This window comes from Kitasatospora sp. NPDC001309, assembly GCF_042896295.1.
In the GTDB taxonomy this organism is placed as follows: Bacteria; Actinomycetota; Actinomycetes; order Streptomycetales; family Streptomycetaceae; genus Kitasatospora.
In genome coordinates this window covers 104,370-120,947 of record NZ_JBIAXC010000020.1, presented here as the reverse complement: position 1 = coordinate 120,947, position 16,578 = coordinate 104,370, and the positions used below count along the sequence as shown (strand labels likewise).

Here is a 16,578-nt window from a genome sequence, read left to right as displayed (position 1 = left end):
ACGGAACGGGCCGGACCCGCAACGGATTTACGGACGCGTCCGGAACGCGTCCGGCCCGGCGGAGCGAAAGCGCTCCACCGGGCCGGAGGGGACGTCGGAGGGCGTCAGCCGACGACGGTGACCTCGCCGATCCCGAGCGCCCGCACGTCCGCCTCGATGGCGGCGGCGTCGCCGACCAGGACGGTGATCAGGCGGTCCGGCGGGAAGGCCGCGACCACGGCCTCGGTGGCCGCCGCGGTGGGCAGTTCGGCCAGCTGCCGGTAGACCTCGGCCTGGTAGTCGTCGGCGAGGTACTGCTCGACCTGGTCGGCCAGGGTGCCGGCGACCGAGCCCGCGGTCTCGTACTTGAGCGGCGCGACGCCGACCAGGAACTGCACGGCCTCGTCGCGCTCGGCGTCGGTGAGGCCCTCGGCGGCGAGGGTGCGCAGGATGGTCCAGGTGTCGGCGAGCGCGGGGGCGGTGGAGGCGGTGTCCACCGAGCCGCTGATGGCGAGCAGCGAGCGCCCGCTGCCGTCGGCGGCGGAGCGCAGCGGCTGGGCGAAGGCCCGGACGCCGTAGGTGTAGCCCTTCTCCTCGCGCAGGACGCGGTCGAGGCGGGAGGTGAGGGTGCCGCCGAGGCAGTAGGTGCCGAGGATCTGGGCGGCCCAGACCGGGTCGTGGCGGTCGGGGCCGATGCGGCCGATCAGCAGCTGGGTCTGGACGGAGCCGGGGCGGTCGACGATGAGGACGCGGCCGTGGTCGTCGCCGGTGACCGGGGCGTGGGCGGAGGGTTCCGCGGTGGTGCCGGTCCAGGTGCCGAGGGTGCTCTCCAGCAGGGCGGGGAGGTCGACGCCGGTGAGGTCGCCGACCACCACGACGGTGGTGGTGGCGGGGCGCACGTGGGCGTCGTAGAAGGCCTTGACGGCGGCGCGGTCGATCGACTTGACGGTGTCGGCGGTGCCGCTGCGGGGCCGGGAGAGGCGGTCCGCGGCCTCGAAGAGCTCGGCGTAGAGGGCCTTGGCGGCGCGCCGGGCGGGGTTGGCCTGCTCGTGCACGATCTCGTCGAGGCGGTTGGCGACGAGGCGCTCGATCTCCTCGGCCGGGAGGGCGGGGGCGCGCAGGGCGTCGGCGAGCAGGGTGAGGCCGCGCTGGAGCCGGGAGGCGGGGACTTCGAGGGCGACCCGGATGCAGGGGTGGTCGGCGTGGGCGTCGAGGGTGGCCCCGGCGCGCTCGAGTTCGCCGGCGAACTCCTCGGCGGTGAGGGTGTCGGTGCCCTCGTTGAGGGCGCGGGCGAGGATGGCGGCGACGCCGTCGAGGCCCTCGGGCTCGGCGGCGAGCGGGGCGTCGAGGAGGACCTCGACGGCGACCAGCTGCTGGCCGGGCCGGTGGCAGTGCAGCACGGTGATGCCGTTGCCGAGGGCGGCCCGCTCGGGGGCGGGGAAGGCCCAGGGGCCGGGGGTGCCGGGCTGGGGCTGGGGGTGGAAGGTCATCGCGGGGACGTAGTCGGTGCTCATACGGCGGCACCCTCCTCTTCGGAAGCGGCGTCGGAAGCGTCGTCGGCGGCGGTCGCGGTCGGCTCGTAGACGAGGACGGCCCGGTTGTCGGGGTGGAGCCGGGCCTTGGCGACGGCCTGGACCTCCTCGGCGGTGACGTCGAGGACCTTGGGGAGGGCGTCGTTCAGCAGCTTGGGGTCGCCGAACAGGACGGCGTAGCGGCAGAGTTCGTCGGCGCGGCCGGCGACGGTGGTGAGCCGGTCGAGCCACTCGCGCTCGATCTGGGCCTGGGCGCGCTCGAGTTCCTCGGGGGTGGGGCCCTCGGCGGCGAAGCGGGCGAGCTCCTCGTCGACGGCGGCGTCGATCTGGGCGATGGTGGCGTCGCCGGAGGTCTTGACGTCGAGCCAGCCGAGGCTGGGGGCGCCGGCGAGGCGCAGCAGGCCGAAGCCGGCGGCGACGGCGGTGCGGTCGCGGCGGACGAGCCGGTTGTAGAGGCGGCTGGACTCGCCGCTGCCGAGGATGGTGAGCGCGAGGTCGGCGGCGTCGGCCTCGCGGGTGCCGTCGTGGGGCAGGCGGTAGGCGGCCATCAGGGCGCGGGAGGGGACGTCCTCGGCGAGTTCCTGGCGCAGTTCGCGGCCGATGGTGTCGGGGAGTTCGCCGGAGCGCGGGGGCTGCTTGCCGTCGTGCGCGGGGATGGAGCCGAAGTACTTCTCGACCCAGGCGATGGTCTGCTCGGGGTCGATGTCGCCGACCACGGAGAGCACCGCGTTGTTGGGCGCGTAGTAGGTGCGGAAGAACGCGCGGGCGTCCTCCAGGGTGGCGGCGTCGAGGTCGGCCATGGAGCCGATCGGGGTGTGGTGGTACGGGTGGCCGTCGGGGTACGAGAGCGCGGTGAGCTTCTCGAAGGCGGTGCCGTACGGGACGTTGTCGTAGCGCTGGCGGCGTTCGTTCTTGACGACGGCGCGCTGGTTCTCCATGGACGTCTCGTCGAGGGCGGCGAGCAGCGAGCCCATGCGGTCGGCCTCCAGCCAGAGGGCGAGCTCCAGCTGGTGGGCGGGCATGGTCTCGTAGTAGTTGGTGCGTTCGAAGCTGGTGGTGCCGTTGAGCGAGCCGCCGGCGCCCTGGACGAGCTCGAAGTGCCCGTTGTTGGTGACGTTGGCGGAGCCCTGGAACATCAGGTGCTCGAAGAGGTGGGCGAGGCCGGTGCGGCCCTTGACCTCGTGGCGGGAGCCGACGTCGTACCAGAGGCAGACCGCGGCGACCGGGGTGAGTCGGTCCTCGGAGAGGACGACGCGCAGGCCGTTGGCCAGGCGGTGCTCGGTGATGGCGATGCCTCGGCTGGAGGCGGGGGCCGGGTTGGCCATGCGCTCGGGTCCTTCCCGTCGTCGATGTCGGGGTTCGTGTGGCGTCCCCCATTGTGGTGCAACGCGCGGGAGGCGTGTTTGTGTCCGCGCGGATGCGGCGTTCGCCAGGGGCGGAAGAGGGCCGCTGACCGGGAGTGTCGGCGCGAGGGTCCACAATGGGGGCGCCGTGCCCTGTCGGTCGCGCCCGGTTGACGGGTCGCGGCGGTAGGACGGTGAATCAGGGAGCCGGGGCGGCGAAGCCCGTCCGGTGCCCGGACCGGACGCCCGGCGTCCGGCCGACGACACAGCCAGCGACACGTAAGGGAGCCCCGCCGCGATGGCCCGCCGCAGTTCGCAGACCCCGCCGCCCGGAGACTTCGAGGAGCGGATCCTCGACGTCGACGTCGTGGACGAGATGCAGGGCTCCTTCCTGGAGTACGCCTACTCGGTGATCTACTCGCGTGCGCTGCCCGACGCGCGGGACGGTCTCAAGCCGGTGCACCGCCGGATCCTGTACCAGGCCAACGAGATGGGCCTGCGTCCGGACCGGGCGCACGTGAAGTGCGCGCGCGTGGTGGGCGAGGTGATGGGCCGGCTGCACCCGCACGGCGACCAGTCGATCTACGACTCGGTGGTGCGCATGGCGCAGCCGTTCTCGATGCGGCTGCCGCTGATCGACGGGCACGGCAACTTCGGTTCGCTGGGCAACGACGACCCGCCGGCGGCGATGCGGTACACCGAGTCGCGGCTGACGGCGGCCTCGATGGCGATGGTGGAGTCGATCCACGAGGACACCGTCGACTTCGGGCCGAACTACGACGGCAGCGAGCAGGAGCCGCTGGCGTTGCCGGCCGCGTTCCCGAACCTGCTGGTGAACGGCGCGACGGGCATCGCGGTGGGCATGGCGACGAACATGCCGCCGCACAACCTGTCCGAGGTGGTGGCCGCGGCCCGGCACCTGATCAAGCACCCGAGCGCGGACCTGGACACGCTGATGCGGTTCGTGCCCGGTCCGGACCTGCCGACGGGCGGGCGGGTCGTGGGCCTGTCGGGCATCCGGGACGCGTACGAGTCGGGCCGCGGCACCTTCAAGATCCGGGCCACCACGACGATCGAGAACGTCACGGCGCGCCGCAAGGGCATCGTGGTGACCGAGCTGCCGTACAACGTCGGCCCGGAGAAGGTCATCGCGAAGATCAAGGACCTGGTCAACGCGAAGAAGCTGCAGGGCATCGCGGACGTCAAGGACCTGACCGACCGCGAGCACGGGCTGCGGCTGGTGATCGAGGTGAAGAACGGCTTCGTGCCGGAGGCGCTGCTGGAGCAGCTCTACAAGCTGACGCCGTTGGAGGAGACCTTCGGCATCAACAACGTGGCGCTGGTGGACGGGCAGCCGCTGACGCTGGGCCTCAAGGAGCTGCTGGAGGTCTACGTCGACCACCGCTTCACGGTGGTGCGCCGGCGCAGCGACTTCCGCCGCCGCAAGCGGCAGGAGCGGCTGCACCTGGTCGAGGGCCTGCTGGTGGCCCTGGTGGACATCGACGAGGTCATCTCGATCATCCGGTCGAGTGACAACGCCCAGCAGGCGAAGGAGCGCCTGATGGAGCGCTTCTCGCTGTCGGAGACGCAGACCGGCTACATCCTGGACACGCCGCTGCGCCGGTTGACCCGGTTCGACCGGGTGGAGCTGGAGCAGGAGAAGGAGAAGCTGAACGCGGAGATCGCGGAGCTGACCGAGATCCTGGAGTCGGACACCAGGCTGCGCAGTGTGGTGTCGTCCGAACTGGGCGCGGTGTCCAAGCAGTTCGGGACGGAGCGGCGCACGGTGCTGCTGGAGGCGGGGGCGGCTCCGGCCGCGGCGCTGACGGTGCCGCTGGAGGTGGCGGACGACCCGTGCCGGGTGCTGCTGTCCTCGACGGGGCTGCTGGCGCGGACGGCGGACGGTGAGCCGTTCGAGCTGTCGGAGAAGCGGGCGAAGCACGACGTGATCGTGTCGGCGGTGCCGGCCACGGCGCGGGCGGACGTGGGTGTGGTGACGTCCGCGGGCCGGGTGCTGCGGCTGCCGGTGATCGACCTGCCGGCACTGCCGCCGATGCCCTCGCCGACGCTGGCGGGCGGGGCCGCGGTGGAGGAGTTCCTGCGGCTGGAGGCCGGGGAGCGGGTGCTGGCGCTGACCACGCTGGACGAGTCCTCGCCGGGGCTGGCGCTAGGCACGGTGCAGGGTGTGGTGAAGCGGGTGGTGCCGGAGTGGCCGGCGAACAAGGACGAGTTCGAGGTGATCGGCCTCAAGGACGGCGACGAGCTGGTGGGCGCGGTCGAACTGCGCACCGGCGAGGAGGACTTGGTCTTCATCACCTCGGACGCCCAGCTGCTGCGCTACCCGGCGGGTCAGGTCCGTCCGCAGGGCCGTCCGGCGGGTGGCATGGCGGGCGTCAAGCTGTCGGACGGCGCCCGGGTGCTGTCGTTCACGGCGGTGGACCCGGCCGTGGACGCGGTGGTGGTCTCGGTGGCGGGCGCCTCGGGCACGCTGTCGGGTGACGAGCAGTCGTCCTGGAAGGTCACCCCGTTCGAGCAGTACCCGCGCAAGGGCCGGGCGACCGGCGGTGTGCGCTGCCAGCGCTTCCTGCGCGGCGAGGACGGCCTGGCGTTCGCCTGGGCGGGTGCCGCCCCGGCCCGGGCCGCCGGTGCCAAGGGCGTGCCGGTCGACCTGCCGGAGCGCGACCCGCGCCGGGACGGTTCGGGTACGCCGGTGACGGCGCCGATCGCGGTGGTGGCCGGCCCGGCGTGACGGCTCGCCCGTGCTGACGGGGTCGGAGGGCGGGGTGCCTGCGGGTGCCCCGCCCTCCGGCGCGTCCGGGGCCGGTCGCGGCCGCTCCGGGCCTGGTCGCGGGCGTTGCGCGGCCCCCGGGCCGGGCCGGACCGCCGGGGGTAGCCTTGCCCGGGTGAGCACCTGTGCGACCCTCTCGCGTGAACTTTCGGAACCGTTGACCGCGACGGCGGCGGTGGCGACCACCTGGCTGCTGCTGGAGCAGAACGGCCCCTGGGGCGCGAAGGCTCTGGGCGAGAGCCACCTGGACGGGGCGGTCGGGCGCGCGCTGGAGGCCGCCGCGGCGGGCACCGGCGTACGGGTCGCCCTGATCCGGCGCCCCGGGCGGCACGCGGACTGCCTGCCGACGGCGCGGCACGAGGTGGTCGTGGCGCACGCGGTGCCGGGCCGCGGCTGGGTCCGCCGGGCGCAGGTGGCGGATCCGGCGGAGCTGCTGGGGCTGGACTTCGCGGCGCTGGGCGCCGGTGACCACACGGGTTTCGGGGTGGAGCACGTCGGCGGCCCGCTGGCGCTGGTGTGCACCAACGGCCGCCGGGACCGCTGCTGCGCGCTGCTGGGCCGTCCGCTGGCCGCGGAGCTGGCGGCGGCCGGGCACAGCGAGGTGTGGGAGGTCACCCACCTGGGCGGGCACCGCTTCTCCCCCACGATGCTGGTGCTGCCGTACGGCTACGCGTACGGGCGGCTGACGCCGGAGAGCGCCAAGGAGGTGCTGGCGGCGACGGCGGCCGGGCACATGGTGCCGGAGTGGTCGCGGGGCTGCTCGGGCTGGGAGCGGCCGGGCCAGGCGGCCGAGCACGCGGTGCGGCTGGCGATCGGCGAGACCGGGGTGGACGCGCTGACCCTGGCGCAGCGGGTGGACGGCCCGGGCCGCTGGCTGGTGGCGGTGATCCACCGGGACGGGCGGGCCTGGGAGGTGGACGTGATCGAGTCGGTGAGCGAGCCGGCGCGCCCGGAGAGCTGCGGCAAGGCGGCGGGGACGCCGTCGCGGATGGACGTGCTCTCCGTACGGGGGATCTGAGCCGGGAACCGAGCCAGGGAACCGAGCCAGGGAACCGAGCGGGGGGTCCGAGCACCAGGGCGGCCCCGCGCCCGTGGGGGTGGGCGCGGGGCCGCGAGGGCCGGGCGTCAGCCGGCGGCCTTGCCGACGAACTCCGTGGTGTACGTCCTGGCCAGGTCGATCGTCCCTTCCTTGCCCTTGACGTCCGGGTGGAAGGCGGCGAGCACCGCGAGCACGGTCCTGGGCCCGTCGGCGGGCATCACCCCGTCGGTGGTGAACATCGGCAGGGTGGACTTGATGGCAGCCGCGTACTGCTCGGCGCCGCCCTGCGCGTAGTCGGCGGGCATCTTCGCGGCGATCTCCTCGGGGCTGTGGGTGGACATCCACTTGAGGGTCTTGACGAAGGCGTTGGTGAGCTTCTGGGTGGTGTCCTTGTTCTTCTCGACCCACTCGGTGTTCATGTACAGCGAGGAGGACGGGTAGAGCCCGCCGAGCGCCTGGCGCGAGCCCTCGGGGGTGCGCATGTCGTAGAGGATCTTGCCGAGGCCCTTGTCGAGGACGGTGGCGACGGTCGGGTCGGTGGTCATCCCGGCGTCGATGCTGCCCTGCTGGAGGGCGGCGATGAAGGTCTGCCCGGCGCCGACCGCGATCGGGCTGAAATCGCTGACGGAGGCGCCGTTCTTGACCGCGAGGTACTTGGTGAGGAAGTCGGTGGAGGAGCCGATGCTGGTGACGCCGAGCTTCTTGCCCTTGAAGTCGGCGCCGGACCTGATGGCGTCGGCCTGCTTGGCGGAGACCAGTTCGACCTCACCGGGGGCCTGGGCGAACTGGACCACGGACTCGACGTGCTTGCCCTTGGCCTGGAGGTCGATGGTGTGGTCGTAGAAGCCGACGGCGCCTTGGACGTCGCCGGCCAGCAGCGCGGTGGTGGCGTTGACGCCGGCCGGTTCGGTGAGCAGTTCGACGTTGACGCCGGCCTCGGCGAAGTAGCCGAGCCGCTGGGTGAGCATCGCGGGCAGGTAGATGACCTTGTCCAGGCCACCGACCATGATCTTGACCTTGGGTCCGTCGACCTGCTGCCCAGCCGGGGCCGCGCCGTGGGACGAGGTGGCGGCGTCGTTGGCGCAGGCGGAGAGCGGGACGAGCAGGGCGGCGGCGAGGACGGCAGTGAGAGCTCTGCGCATCGTGGGGGAACCTCTCGGTGCGTACGGGTGGGGGGAGTTCAGCGGCCGTCGCCCGCGTCGGCGGGCTTCCAGCGGAAGAGTCTCTTCTCGGCGAAGGTCAGCAGCCCCTCGGTGAGCAGCGCGACGACGGCGAGGATGGTCATGGCGGCGTACACCCCGGCCGCGTTGAAGGTGCCCTGGGCGGCGGCGACCAGCAGGCCGAGGCCCTTGGTGGCGCCGATGTACTCGCCGACGATCGCGCCGATCAGCGCGAAGCCGAAGCTGACGTGGAGGCTGGTGAAGATCCAGGTGGTGGCGGCGGGGATGACCACCTGGAGGGTGACCTTGCGGTTGTCGGCGCCCAGGATGCGGGCGTTGGCGACCAGGTTGCGGTCGACCTCGCGGGCGCCCTGGAAGGCGTTGAAGAACACCGGGAAGAACACCAGGACCACCGCGGAGGCGACCTTGGAGGCCGGGCCGAGGCCGAACCAGATCAGGAAGATCGGGGCGAGCACGATCCGCGGGATGGCGTTGAGGACCTTGATGTACGGCCCGAACACGTCGGCCAGGAAGCGGACCCGGCCGAGCGCGATGCCCAGCAGCACACCGCCGACCACGCCGATCACCCAGCCGGTGAGGGCCTCGTACAGGGTGTAGCCGATCTGCTCGCCGAGCGAGCCCTGGGCGGTGCCGTGGGTGGTCCACTGCCAGATCTGGTCCCAGATCCTGGACGGCTGGGAGAAGTTGAACGGGTCGATGACCTCGGTGCGGGCGCACACCTCCCACAGGCCGAGGAAGGCGACCAGCACCCCGAGCCGGGCCGCGTAGACGGTCAACTTCCGGTTGCGGGCGGCCCGTTCGCGGGCCTCGGTTCTGGTCGTGGCGGCCGGGGGCTTCCCGGCGGCGGTCGACGCGGTCTCGGACGCGGTCTCAAGCGGCACGACCCGCTCCTCTCTCCCGGGTGATGCGCACCTCTTCGCCGAGCGAGGCCCAGATCTCGCGGTACAGCTCGACGAACCTCGGTTCCAGCCGGACGGCCTCCACGGTGCGCGGTCGTGGCAGGTCGACGGTGAAGACCTCCTTGACGGTGGCCGGTCCGGCCGTCATCACGACGACCCGGTCGGCGAGCGCGATGGCTTCGTCCAGGTCGTGGGTGACGAAGACGACCGACGAGCCGGTGCCGGCCCACAGCTCCAGCAGCTGGTCGGACATCAGGGCGCGGGTCTGCACGTCCAGCGCCGAGAACGGCTCGTCCATCAGCAGGATGGTCGGGTCGTTGACGAAGGTCTGGGCGAGTGCGACGCGCTTGCGCATGCCGCCGGACAGCTGGTGCGGGTAGCGGTCCTCGAAGGCGGCCAGGCCCACCCGGCCCAGCCAGTCCCGGGCCCGCTCCTTCGCCTCGGCGGCGGTCACGCCGCGGAAGCGCGGCCCGGCCATCACGTTGGACAGCACGGTGCGCCAGGGGAAGACGGCGTCCTGCTGGAAGACGAACCCGACCTTGGGGTCGATCCCGCGCACGGGCTCGCCGTACACCCGGACCTCGCCCTCGGTGGGCTCCTCCAGGCCGCTGACCAGGGTCAGCGTGGTGGACTTGCCGCAGCCGGTGGGGCCGACGACGGCGACGAACTCGCCCTGGGCGACGGTCAGATCGAGATCGCGGACGGCGGTGTGCAGCGCACCGGAGGGGGTGCGGAAGCGTTTCGTCGCGCCGGTCAGCTCGATCGCCGGGGTATCGGTCATTCATTCCTCCCGGATCAGTGCTTGCCCCGGAAAGGTAGGAGCGGGCCCGGCCCCGGCGGGAGCCATCTGCGCGTAGTGCGACTTCTCCGCATTGAGGGGTGTTCTGCTCCTTTTGCTTCCGCTACAACTGCGGGGACGCGGGCTGACAGAAACACGTCGGAAACATAGGGTGTCCCGACCCCACCCCTGTCGGCCCCCACCCCTCAGGACCCCGCCCCTCGGGACCCCGCCCCTCGGGACCCCGCCCAGCAGGCCCCCACCTGGTGGGTCCCCGCCACACCCAGCCGCCGAGAGGAGGCCCGGATGAAGCTCCCCCACTGGCCCCGCCGGGTCTTCGCCCAGCTCCTGCTGAGCCAGACCGTCGTCACCGTCGGCGTCACCGCCCTGACCGCCGGGCTGTTCCTGGCCCCGGTCAGCAGCGAACTGGACCACGACGCCATGCAGCGGGCGCTGTCCATCGCCCAGGCCACCGCCACCGACGAGACCCTCGCCCGGGCCGCCGACGCCCGCGACGTCGTCACCGCGCAGCGCAACGCCGAGCAGATCCGGCTCGCCACCGGCGCCAGCTTCGTCGTGGTCACCGACCTGGACGGCATCCGCCTCTCGCACACCGACCCGGGCCGGATCGGCCAGCGGGTCAGCACCGACCCCGAGCCGGCACTGGCCGGCCGCAGCGTCACCGCGATCCAGCAGGGCACCCTGGGCCGCACCGCCCGCGGCAAGGTGCCGCTGCGGACGACGGACGGCCGGATCGTCGGCGAGGTGTCGGTCGGCATCAGCGACGACTCGATCCGCCGCCGGCTGCTGAAGATGCTCACCGGCATCCTGCTGTGCGCCGCCGCCGGCCTGACCGCCGGCACCGTCGCCACCCTGGTGCTGGCCCGCCGGCTCAAGCGCCGCACCCACAACATCGCGCTGGCCGACATCTCGGCCCTGCTGGTCGAGCGCGAGGCCATGCTGCACGGCATCCGCGAGGGCCTGGTCGCGCTGGACGAACGGGGCCGGATCCGGCTGGCCAACGACGAGGCCCTGCGGCTGCTCGACCTGCCCGGGGAGTGCACCGGCCGCCCGATCGCCGCGGTGCTGCCGCCGGGCCGGCTGGCCGACGTGCTGACCGGGCGGATCACCGGCACCGACCTGCCGGCCGTCCGGGACGACCGGGTGCTGGTGGTGAACCGGACGGCCACCGCCGAGGGCGCCGTGGTGACGCTGCGCGACCGCACCGAGCTGGAGTCGCTGGTCCGCGAGCTGGACACCACCCGCAGCCTCACCGAGGCGCTGCGCGCCCAGGACCACGAGCACGCCAACCGGATGCACACCCTGCTCGGCCTGCTCGAACTCGGCCGCCACGAGCAGGCGGTGGCCTTCATCTCGGAGCAGTCCGGCTCGCACGCCGTGGTCGCCGCGCGGATCGCCGAACAGGTGCAGGACCCGCACGTGGCGGCGCTGCTGGCGGGCAAGACGGCGGTGGCCGACGAGCGCGGGGTGCGGTTGGTGCTCGCCCCGGCGGCGCACCTGCCGGACGCGGTGGTGGACGCCCGGGCACTGGTGACGGTGCTCGGCAACCTGATCGACAACGCGGTGGACGCCCTGGTGCCCGGCGGCAGCGGGCGGACAGGCCCGGGCGGGCGGCTGGAGGTGACCCTGGCGGCGGCCGGCTCCACCCTGCTGCTGCAGGTCGCGGACAGCGGCCCGGGCGTGCCGGAGGAGCTGCGCGAGCAGGTCTTCGAGGAGGGGTGGACCAGCAAGGACGCGCCCGCGCACCGTCCGCGCGGGCTGGGCCTGGCGATGGTGCGGCGGCTGGTCGAACGGACCGGCGGCCGGATCGTGCTCGACACCGGCCCGCTCGGCGGCGCCCGGTTCACCGTCGAGCTGCCCGAGGCCCTGCTCACCACTCAGCTCGTGGAGGCGTGATGATCGACGTACTCGTGGTGGACGACGACTTCCGGGTCGCGGACGTGCACGCCGCCTACGTGGCCAAGGTGCAGGGCTTCCGGGTCACCGGCACCGCCCACTCGGCCGGAGAGGCGCTGGCCGCGCTGGAGCGCCGCCCGGTCGACCTCCTGCTGCTCGACCACCACCTGCCGGACGAGACCGGCCTGGCGCTGGTCCGCCGGCTGCGGGAACGCCAGGTGACCTGCGACGTGATGATGGTGACCGCCGCCCGGGACGTCTCCACCGTGCACGCCGCGATGCAGCACGGCGCCCTGCAGTACCTGGTCAAGCCGTTCACCTTCGCCGGGCTGCGGGACAAGCTGGTCTCCTACGCCCAGCTGCGGCACGCCCTGGCCACCCCGGCCCGGGAGGCCGGCCAGGACGAGGTGGACCGGCTGTTCGCCACCCTGCGCAGCGCCGCCGCGCCCGCCGGGACACTGCCCAAGGGCCACTCGGCGCCCACCACCGACCTGGTGCTGGGCGTGCTGCGCCGGGCGGGCCGGCCGCTGTCCGCCCAGGAGGTCGCCGATGCCACCGGGCTGAGCCGCTCGACCGCCCAGCGCTACCTCAAGCAGCTGGAACGGGACAGCCGGCTGCGGCTGACCCTGCGCTACGGCGACACCGGCCGCCCCGAGCACCGCTACGGGCTGTCCGCCCGGGCGTGACCGGCCCCGGACGCCCGACCCGCCAGGGCACAACCGCCCCCGGACGCCCGACCGGCCCGGGTCACGGCGGCTACGCCGCACCCGCTCCGGTGAGGGCCCGCACCTCCAGCTCGGCGAAGCGGTCCGCGTCGGCCGGTTCGGGAGAGGTGAGCGTCCCGATCCAGCCCGCCAGGAAGCCGAGCGGGATGGAGACGATCCCGGGGTTCTCCAGCGGGAACCAGTGGAAGTCGACGCCGGGGAACAGCGCCACCTTCGAGCCGGAGACCACCGGCGAGAAGAACACCAGCACGATCGCCGGGACGAGCCCGCCGTACACCGACCAGACCGCGCCCCGGGCGGTGAACCGCGACCAGAACAGGCTGTACAGCAGCACCGGCAGGTTCGAGGAGGCGGCCACCGCGAAGGCCAGGCCGACCAGGAAGGCGACGTTCAGCTGCTGGGCGTAGAGGCTGATCACGATCGCCACCGCGCCGATCCCGCCGGCCGCGAACCGGGCCACCACCACCTCCTGCTGCTCGCTCGGCTTCTCCTCGGTGCGCTCCGCGCCGCGCCGGCCCGGCCGGCTCCGCCAGGCGCCGGCCCAGATGTCGTGGGCGAAGGCGGCGGAGGAGGCCAGGGTCAGCCCGGCGACCACGGCGAGGATGGTGGCGAAGGCGATCGCCGAGATCAGCGCGAACAGCACCACCCCGCCGGTGCTGCCGTTGCCGCCGCCGAGCACCAGGGCGAGCAGCGGGACGGCGGTGTTCCCGGCCGCGTTGGCGTGCCGCACCTCGGCGGAGCCGACCAGTGCGGTGGCGCCCAGGCCGAGCGCGATGGCCATCAGGTAGAAGCCGCCGACCAGGCCGATCGCCCACATCGTGGAGCGGCGGGCGGCCCGCGCGGTGGGCACCGTGTAGAAGCGGGACAGGATGTGCGGCAGGCCGGCGGTGCCGAGCACCAGGGCCAGGCCGAGGCTGAAGAAGTCCAGCCGGCTGGTGAAGGTGGCGCCGTACTTGAGCCCGGGTTCGAGGTAGCGCTGACCGGCGCCGCTGTGCCGGGCGGCCTGGCGCATCAGCTCGAACAGGTCGCCGTGGAAGCGGGCCACCAGCAGCACGGTGAGCAGCACCGAACCGGCGATCAGCAGGAACGCCTTGACGATCTGGATCCAGGTGGTGGCCCGCATCCCGCCGATGGTGACGTAGACGATCATCAGCGCGCCGACCGCGATGATCGTCCAGGTCCGGGCCTGGGCGCTGTTGGTGCCAAGCAGCAGGGCGACCAGCGAGCCGGCGCCGACCATCTGGGCGACCAGGTAGAGCAGGGTGACCACGACGCTGGCGCCGCCGGCCGCCGCCCGCACCTTGCGGCGGCGCAGCCGCAGCGCGAGCACGTCGGCGAGGGTGTACCGGCCCGCGTTGCGGACGAGTTCGGCGACCAGCATCAGCACGACCAGCCAGGCGACCAGGAAGCCGATGCTGTACAGCACGCCGTCGTAGCCGTACAGGGCGATCAGCCCGGCGACGCCCAGGAAGGAGGCGGCGGACAGGTAGTCGCCGGAGAGCGCGAAGCCGTTCTGCAGCGGGGTGAAGTCGCGTCCGCCGGTGTAGAAGTCCTCGGCGGCGCTGCCCTGGCGGCCGACCCAGAGGGTGATCCCCAGGGTGACCAGGACGATCACGGCGAACAGCACGATCGCCAGGCCGTGGTGCTGGCCGGCCGGGGCGACGGGGGGCGGGGTGGCGGTGGTCAGCACGCCGGTGGCGGCGGTCACCGCAGCTGGTCCTGGGTGTCCCAGCGCAGGCCCAGGGCGGCGCGGTCGCGCTTGGTCCGGGCGTTGCGGGCGTAGAGCCAGGTGAGCAGGAAGGTGGAGGCGAACTGGAGCAGGCCCAGTACCCAGGCCACGTTGAGCGGGCCGACCACCGGGCTGCGCATCACGCCGGGCGCGGCGGCCTCGGCGGCGACGTACATCAGGTACCAGCCGAGGAAGGCGCCGCTGGTGGGGAAGACGAACGAGCGGTAGCTGCGGCGGATGTCCTGGAAGGCCGCGCTGGCCTGGACGTTCCGGTAGACCTCGGTGCTGTCGGTGGTGCTCACCGCCGCTGCCGGTGCCTGCGGCACCACGGGCGGTACGGCGGGCGGGGCGAGCGGCGGGGCGGCGGCCGGTACCCGCGGCGGTACGGCGGGTGGCGCGACCGGCCGCGCGGCGACGGCCGGGGCGGGCGGCGCGGCCACCGGCTCGGGAGCGGCGGCCGACCGGGCGGCGGCCGGACGGGTGGCAACCGGCTGGCCCGGTACGGCCGTTCGGCGGGTGGCGGCAGTCGGCTCGGACGCAGTGGCGGCGGCCGCCGGAGCGGCCCACCAGTCGAATCGCTGCCCCTGTCCGGGACTGCTGGTCTGCTGCTGTGGCACTGCTGCTCCTGGGCGCGGGCCGGGCGTTCTGACCCCAACCATCATGGAGGCCCCCGGACACCGTCCCTGACCATCGCAGATACGTTCACTCAATGAGGTGATCGATCATCTGACGGACGCTCATCCGACTACTGCTGCGTACCGGTGATTCCGTGCCGGAAGGCGTACGCGACCGCTTGCGCCCGGTCCCGCACCGCCGTCTTGGCGAACAGGTTGTTGATGTGCGTCTTGACCGTCGCCTGGCTGACGAACAGCCGCTGGGCGATCTCCGCGTTGGAGAGCCCCTCGGCGATCAGCGCGAGCACCTCGGCCTCGCGCAGCGTCAACCCGTCCGGCAGCTGACCGCCCCTCCCGCCCGGCGGCACGCCCGGCGCGGCCGGTGCGGCCGGTGCGGTCGGTGCGGCCGGTGCGGTCGGTACGGTTGACCCGCTCTTCGCCGGCCCCTCCGAAAGCCGCTCCAGCAAGCGGAGTTGGACCTGCGGGGAGAGTCCGGCCGCACCCGAGCGGACGTCCGCGATGGCCTTGGCGATCTCCTCACCGCCGGCGTCCTTGGTGAGGTAGCCGCGCGCCCCGGCCTGCAACGCCGGGAACAGCGACTCGTCGTCGGCGTAGGTGGTGAGCACCACGACCTCGGTCCCCGGGTGGGCGGCCCGGATCCGCCGGGTCGCCTCGACGCCGTCCACCCGCGGCATCCGCAGGTCCATCAGCACCACGTCCGGGTGGTACCGCTCCACCAGGGTGACGGCCTCCTCCCCGTCCGCCGCCGCGCCGACCACCTCGATGCCGGGCAGCAGGCCCAGCAGCATCACGATGCCCTCGCGCACCACCGTCTGGTCGTCCGCCACCAGCACCCTGATGACCCCGCCGTTCATGCCGGCACCCGCAGCAACACCCGCCACCCTCCGTCCTCCGGGCCCGCCAGCAGGGTGCCGCCGAGCAGTTCCGCGCGTTCGCGCATCCCCAGCAGACCGTACCCGCTGCCGCTCCCGGCCAGGTCGCCGGAGGACGGCTCGCCCGTCGACTGGCCGCGCGGCGCCCGGGTGTTGCGCACCTCCAGCTCCACCGCGTCGTCCAGGTAGCGCAGTTCGACCGAGCAGCGGGCGCCCGGCGCGTGCTTGCGGACGTTGGTCACCGCCTCCTGCGCCGTGCGCCGCACCGCCAGCCCGGCCTCGGCGGCCAGCGGCCGGGGCGTACCGGTCACGGTAAGCGGAGCCCGCTCGCGCTCGGTCAGCTCCACCAGGAACTCCCCGACCGGGGTGAACTCCCCGCGCAGCGCGGACAGCGCCTGCCGCGTCTCGACCAGCCCGTCCTGGGCCATCCGCCGTGCGGCCACGACCCGTTCGCGGACCTGCGCGCGGTCCGTCCCGGCGTCCAGCATCAGCCGGGCCGCCTCCAGGTGGACCAGCTGCGCGGAGAGGCTGTGGGCCAGCACGTCGTGGATCTCCCGGGCGATCCGGGCCCGTTCGGCGAGCGCCGCGCTCTCCGCCTCGGCGGCCCGGACGGCGCGCTCCTGGACCAGCAGCCGACGGGCGGTGCCGCGGGCCTCGATGTCCAGCCTCAGCAGGAAGCCGACCAGCAGCGACCCTCCGACGGTGGCGGCCACGCTGAGCCAACTCGCCGGGGAGGCCGCCGTGTACGAGGCCAGCGCGGCCGCCGCGGTGAGCAGGGCCGGCGCGGGCGGCAGCCGGATCAGGGCCGTGACGGCCAGCCCGATCCAGAGGAAGTCGGCCAGCGTGTAGGCCTGTCCCTGGTTGGCGAGCCAGCCGGCGCCGATCAGCACCGCGGCCAGCAGGTACGAGGGGACGGGGCGCTGTTCCCGGCTGACCCTCAGGTACAGCACGCTGAGGGCGACGGCCGCGACCAGCCCGGCCGCCGCGGCCGCCGCCGCCCAGCCGGCGTACCTGCCGCCGGAGAAGGTCGCCCAGCCGACGACGACCAGCAGGACGGTCCGGCCGAACACGGTGAGGACCCGCCGCGGTCGGCTCTCGGCCTCGCGCTCCAGTCCCTCCCGGGACTGCCAGCGGGTCCAGTACCACCCGGGCAAGGGGGCC

At 73.6% G+C, this 16,578-nt stretch carries 13 protein-coding genes; 4 read left to right on the top strand and 9 right to left on the bottom strand.

All coding sequences use genetic code 11. The features are described 5' to 3' along the window. Positions 1-104 precede the first annotated feature (104 nt). Positions 105-1,493: a M16 family metallopeptidase gene (locus ACFY2K_RS21275; protein ID WP_380404259.1), complete on the bottom strand. Its 1,389-nt coding sequence runs from the start codon at positions 1,491-1,493 to the stop codon at positions 105-107. Next, complete coding sequence (locus tag ACFY2K_RS21270; RefSeq protein ID WP_375889261.1) at positions 1,490-2,836, bottom strand: M16 family metallopeptidase; 1,347 nt, start codon at positions 2,834-2,836, stop codon at positions 1,490-1,492. Before ACFY2K_RS21270 ends, ACFY2K_RS21275 begins: the two co-directional genes overlap by 4 nt. A 316-nt stretch (positions 2,837-3,152) precedes the next feature. Between ACFY2K_RS21270 and ACFY2K_RS21265 the strand changes: the two genes are divergently transcribed. Together ACFY2K_RS21265 and ACFY2K_RS21260 are read left to right on the top strand one after the other, a co-directional pair. Then, a complete protein-coding gene (locus ACFY2K_RS21265) occupies positions 3,153-5,603 on the top strand; it encodes a DNA topoisomerase (ATP-hydrolyzing) subunit A (RefSeq protein WP_380527118.1) in 2,451 nt (816 codons plus the stop codon). Positions 5,604-5,757: 154 nt separating this feature from the next. Next, complete coding sequence (locus ACFY2K_RS21260) at positions 5,758-6,660, top strand: sucrase ferredoxin (RefSeq protein ID WP_380590526.1); 903 nt, start codon at positions 5,758-5,760, stop codon at positions 6,658-6,660. A 107-nt stretch (positions 6,661-6,767) separates the two neighbouring features. Here ACFY2K_RS21260 and ACFY2K_RS21255 read toward each other — a convergent pair whose 3' ends face one another. Genes ACFY2K_RS21255 through ACFY2K_RS21245 form a run of 3 tightly spaced genes read right to left on the bottom strand, consistent with a single transcriptional unit; the run spans position 6,768 to position 9,542 of the window. Then, a complete protein-coding gene (locus tag ACFY2K_RS21255; RefSeq protein ID WP_380527114.1) occupies positions 6,768-7,823 on the bottom strand; it encodes an ABC transporter substrate-binding protein in 1,056 nt (351 codons plus the stop codon). Positions 7,824-7,861: 38 nt separating this feature from the next. Further along, entirely contained in the window at positions 7,862-8,743 is an 882-nt protein-coding gene (locus ACFY2K_RS21250) for an ABC transporter permease (protein ID WP_375889270.1), read from the bottom strand. After that, the gene (locus ACFY2K_RS21245) at positions 8,733-9,542 is read right to left on the bottom strand and encodes an ABC transporter ATP-binding protein (RefSeq protein ID WP_387713137.1); all 810 of its coding nucleotides are present in this window, start codon (positions 9,540-9,542) and stop codon (positions 8,733-8,735) included. Before ACFY2K_RS21245 ends, ACFY2K_RS21250 begins: the two co-directional genes overlap by 11 nt. A 303-nt stretch (positions 9,543-9,845) precedes the next feature. Here ACFY2K_RS21245 and ACFY2K_RS21240 point away from each other — a divergent pair, with 303 nt between their 5' ends. Both ACFY2K_RS21240 and ACFY2K_RS21235 read left to right on the top strand, forming a co-directional pair. Then, the gene (locus ACFY2K_RS21240) at positions 9,846-11,456 is read left to right on the top strand and encodes an ATP-binding protein (RefSeq protein WP_375889276.1); all 1,611 of its coding nucleotides are present in this window, start codon (positions 9,846-9,848) and stop codon (positions 11,454-11,456) included. After that, entirely contained in the window at positions 11,456-12,142 is a 687-nt protein-coding gene (locus ACFY2K_RS21235; RefSeq protein WP_387713134.1) for a response regulator, read from the top strand. Before ACFY2K_RS21240 ends, ACFY2K_RS21235 begins: the two co-directional genes overlap by 1 nt. A 70-nt stretch (positions 12,143-12,212) precedes the next feature. On the opposite strand, the gene ACFY2K_RS21230 is transcribed toward ACFY2K_RS21235, so the two are convergent. From ACFY2K_RS21230 to ACFY2K_RS21215, 4 genes are all read right to left on the bottom strand, one after another. Then, entirely contained in the window at positions 12,213-13,889 is a 1,677-nt protein-coding gene (locus tag ACFY2K_RS21230) for a cation acetate symporter (RefSeq protein WP_375889279.1), read from the bottom strand. Beyond that, positions 13,886-14,527 (bottom strand): DUF485 domain-containing protein, encoded by a 642-nt coding sequence (locus tag ACFY2K_RS21225; protein ID WP_380590523.1) that lies wholly within the window; start codon positions 14,525-14,527, stop codon positions 13,886-13,888. Before ACFY2K_RS21225 ends, ACFY2K_RS21230 begins: the two co-directional genes overlap by 4 nt. A 128-nt stretch (positions 14,528-14,655) precedes the next feature. After that, positions 14,656-15,399, bottom strand: coding sequence for a response regulator (locus ACFY2K_RS21220; RefSeq protein ID WP_387713130.1), 744 nt, complete (start codon positions 15,397-15,399; stop codon positions 14,656-14,658). After that, entirely contained in the window at positions 15,396-16,571 is a 1,176-nt protein-coding gene (locus ACFY2K_RS21215) for a sensor histidine kinase (protein ID WP_375889287.1), read from the bottom strand. The genes ACFY2K_RS21220 and ACFY2K_RS21215 overlap by 4 nt, the downstream gene beginning before the upstream one ends. Positions 16,572-16,578: the final 7 nt, after the last annotated feature.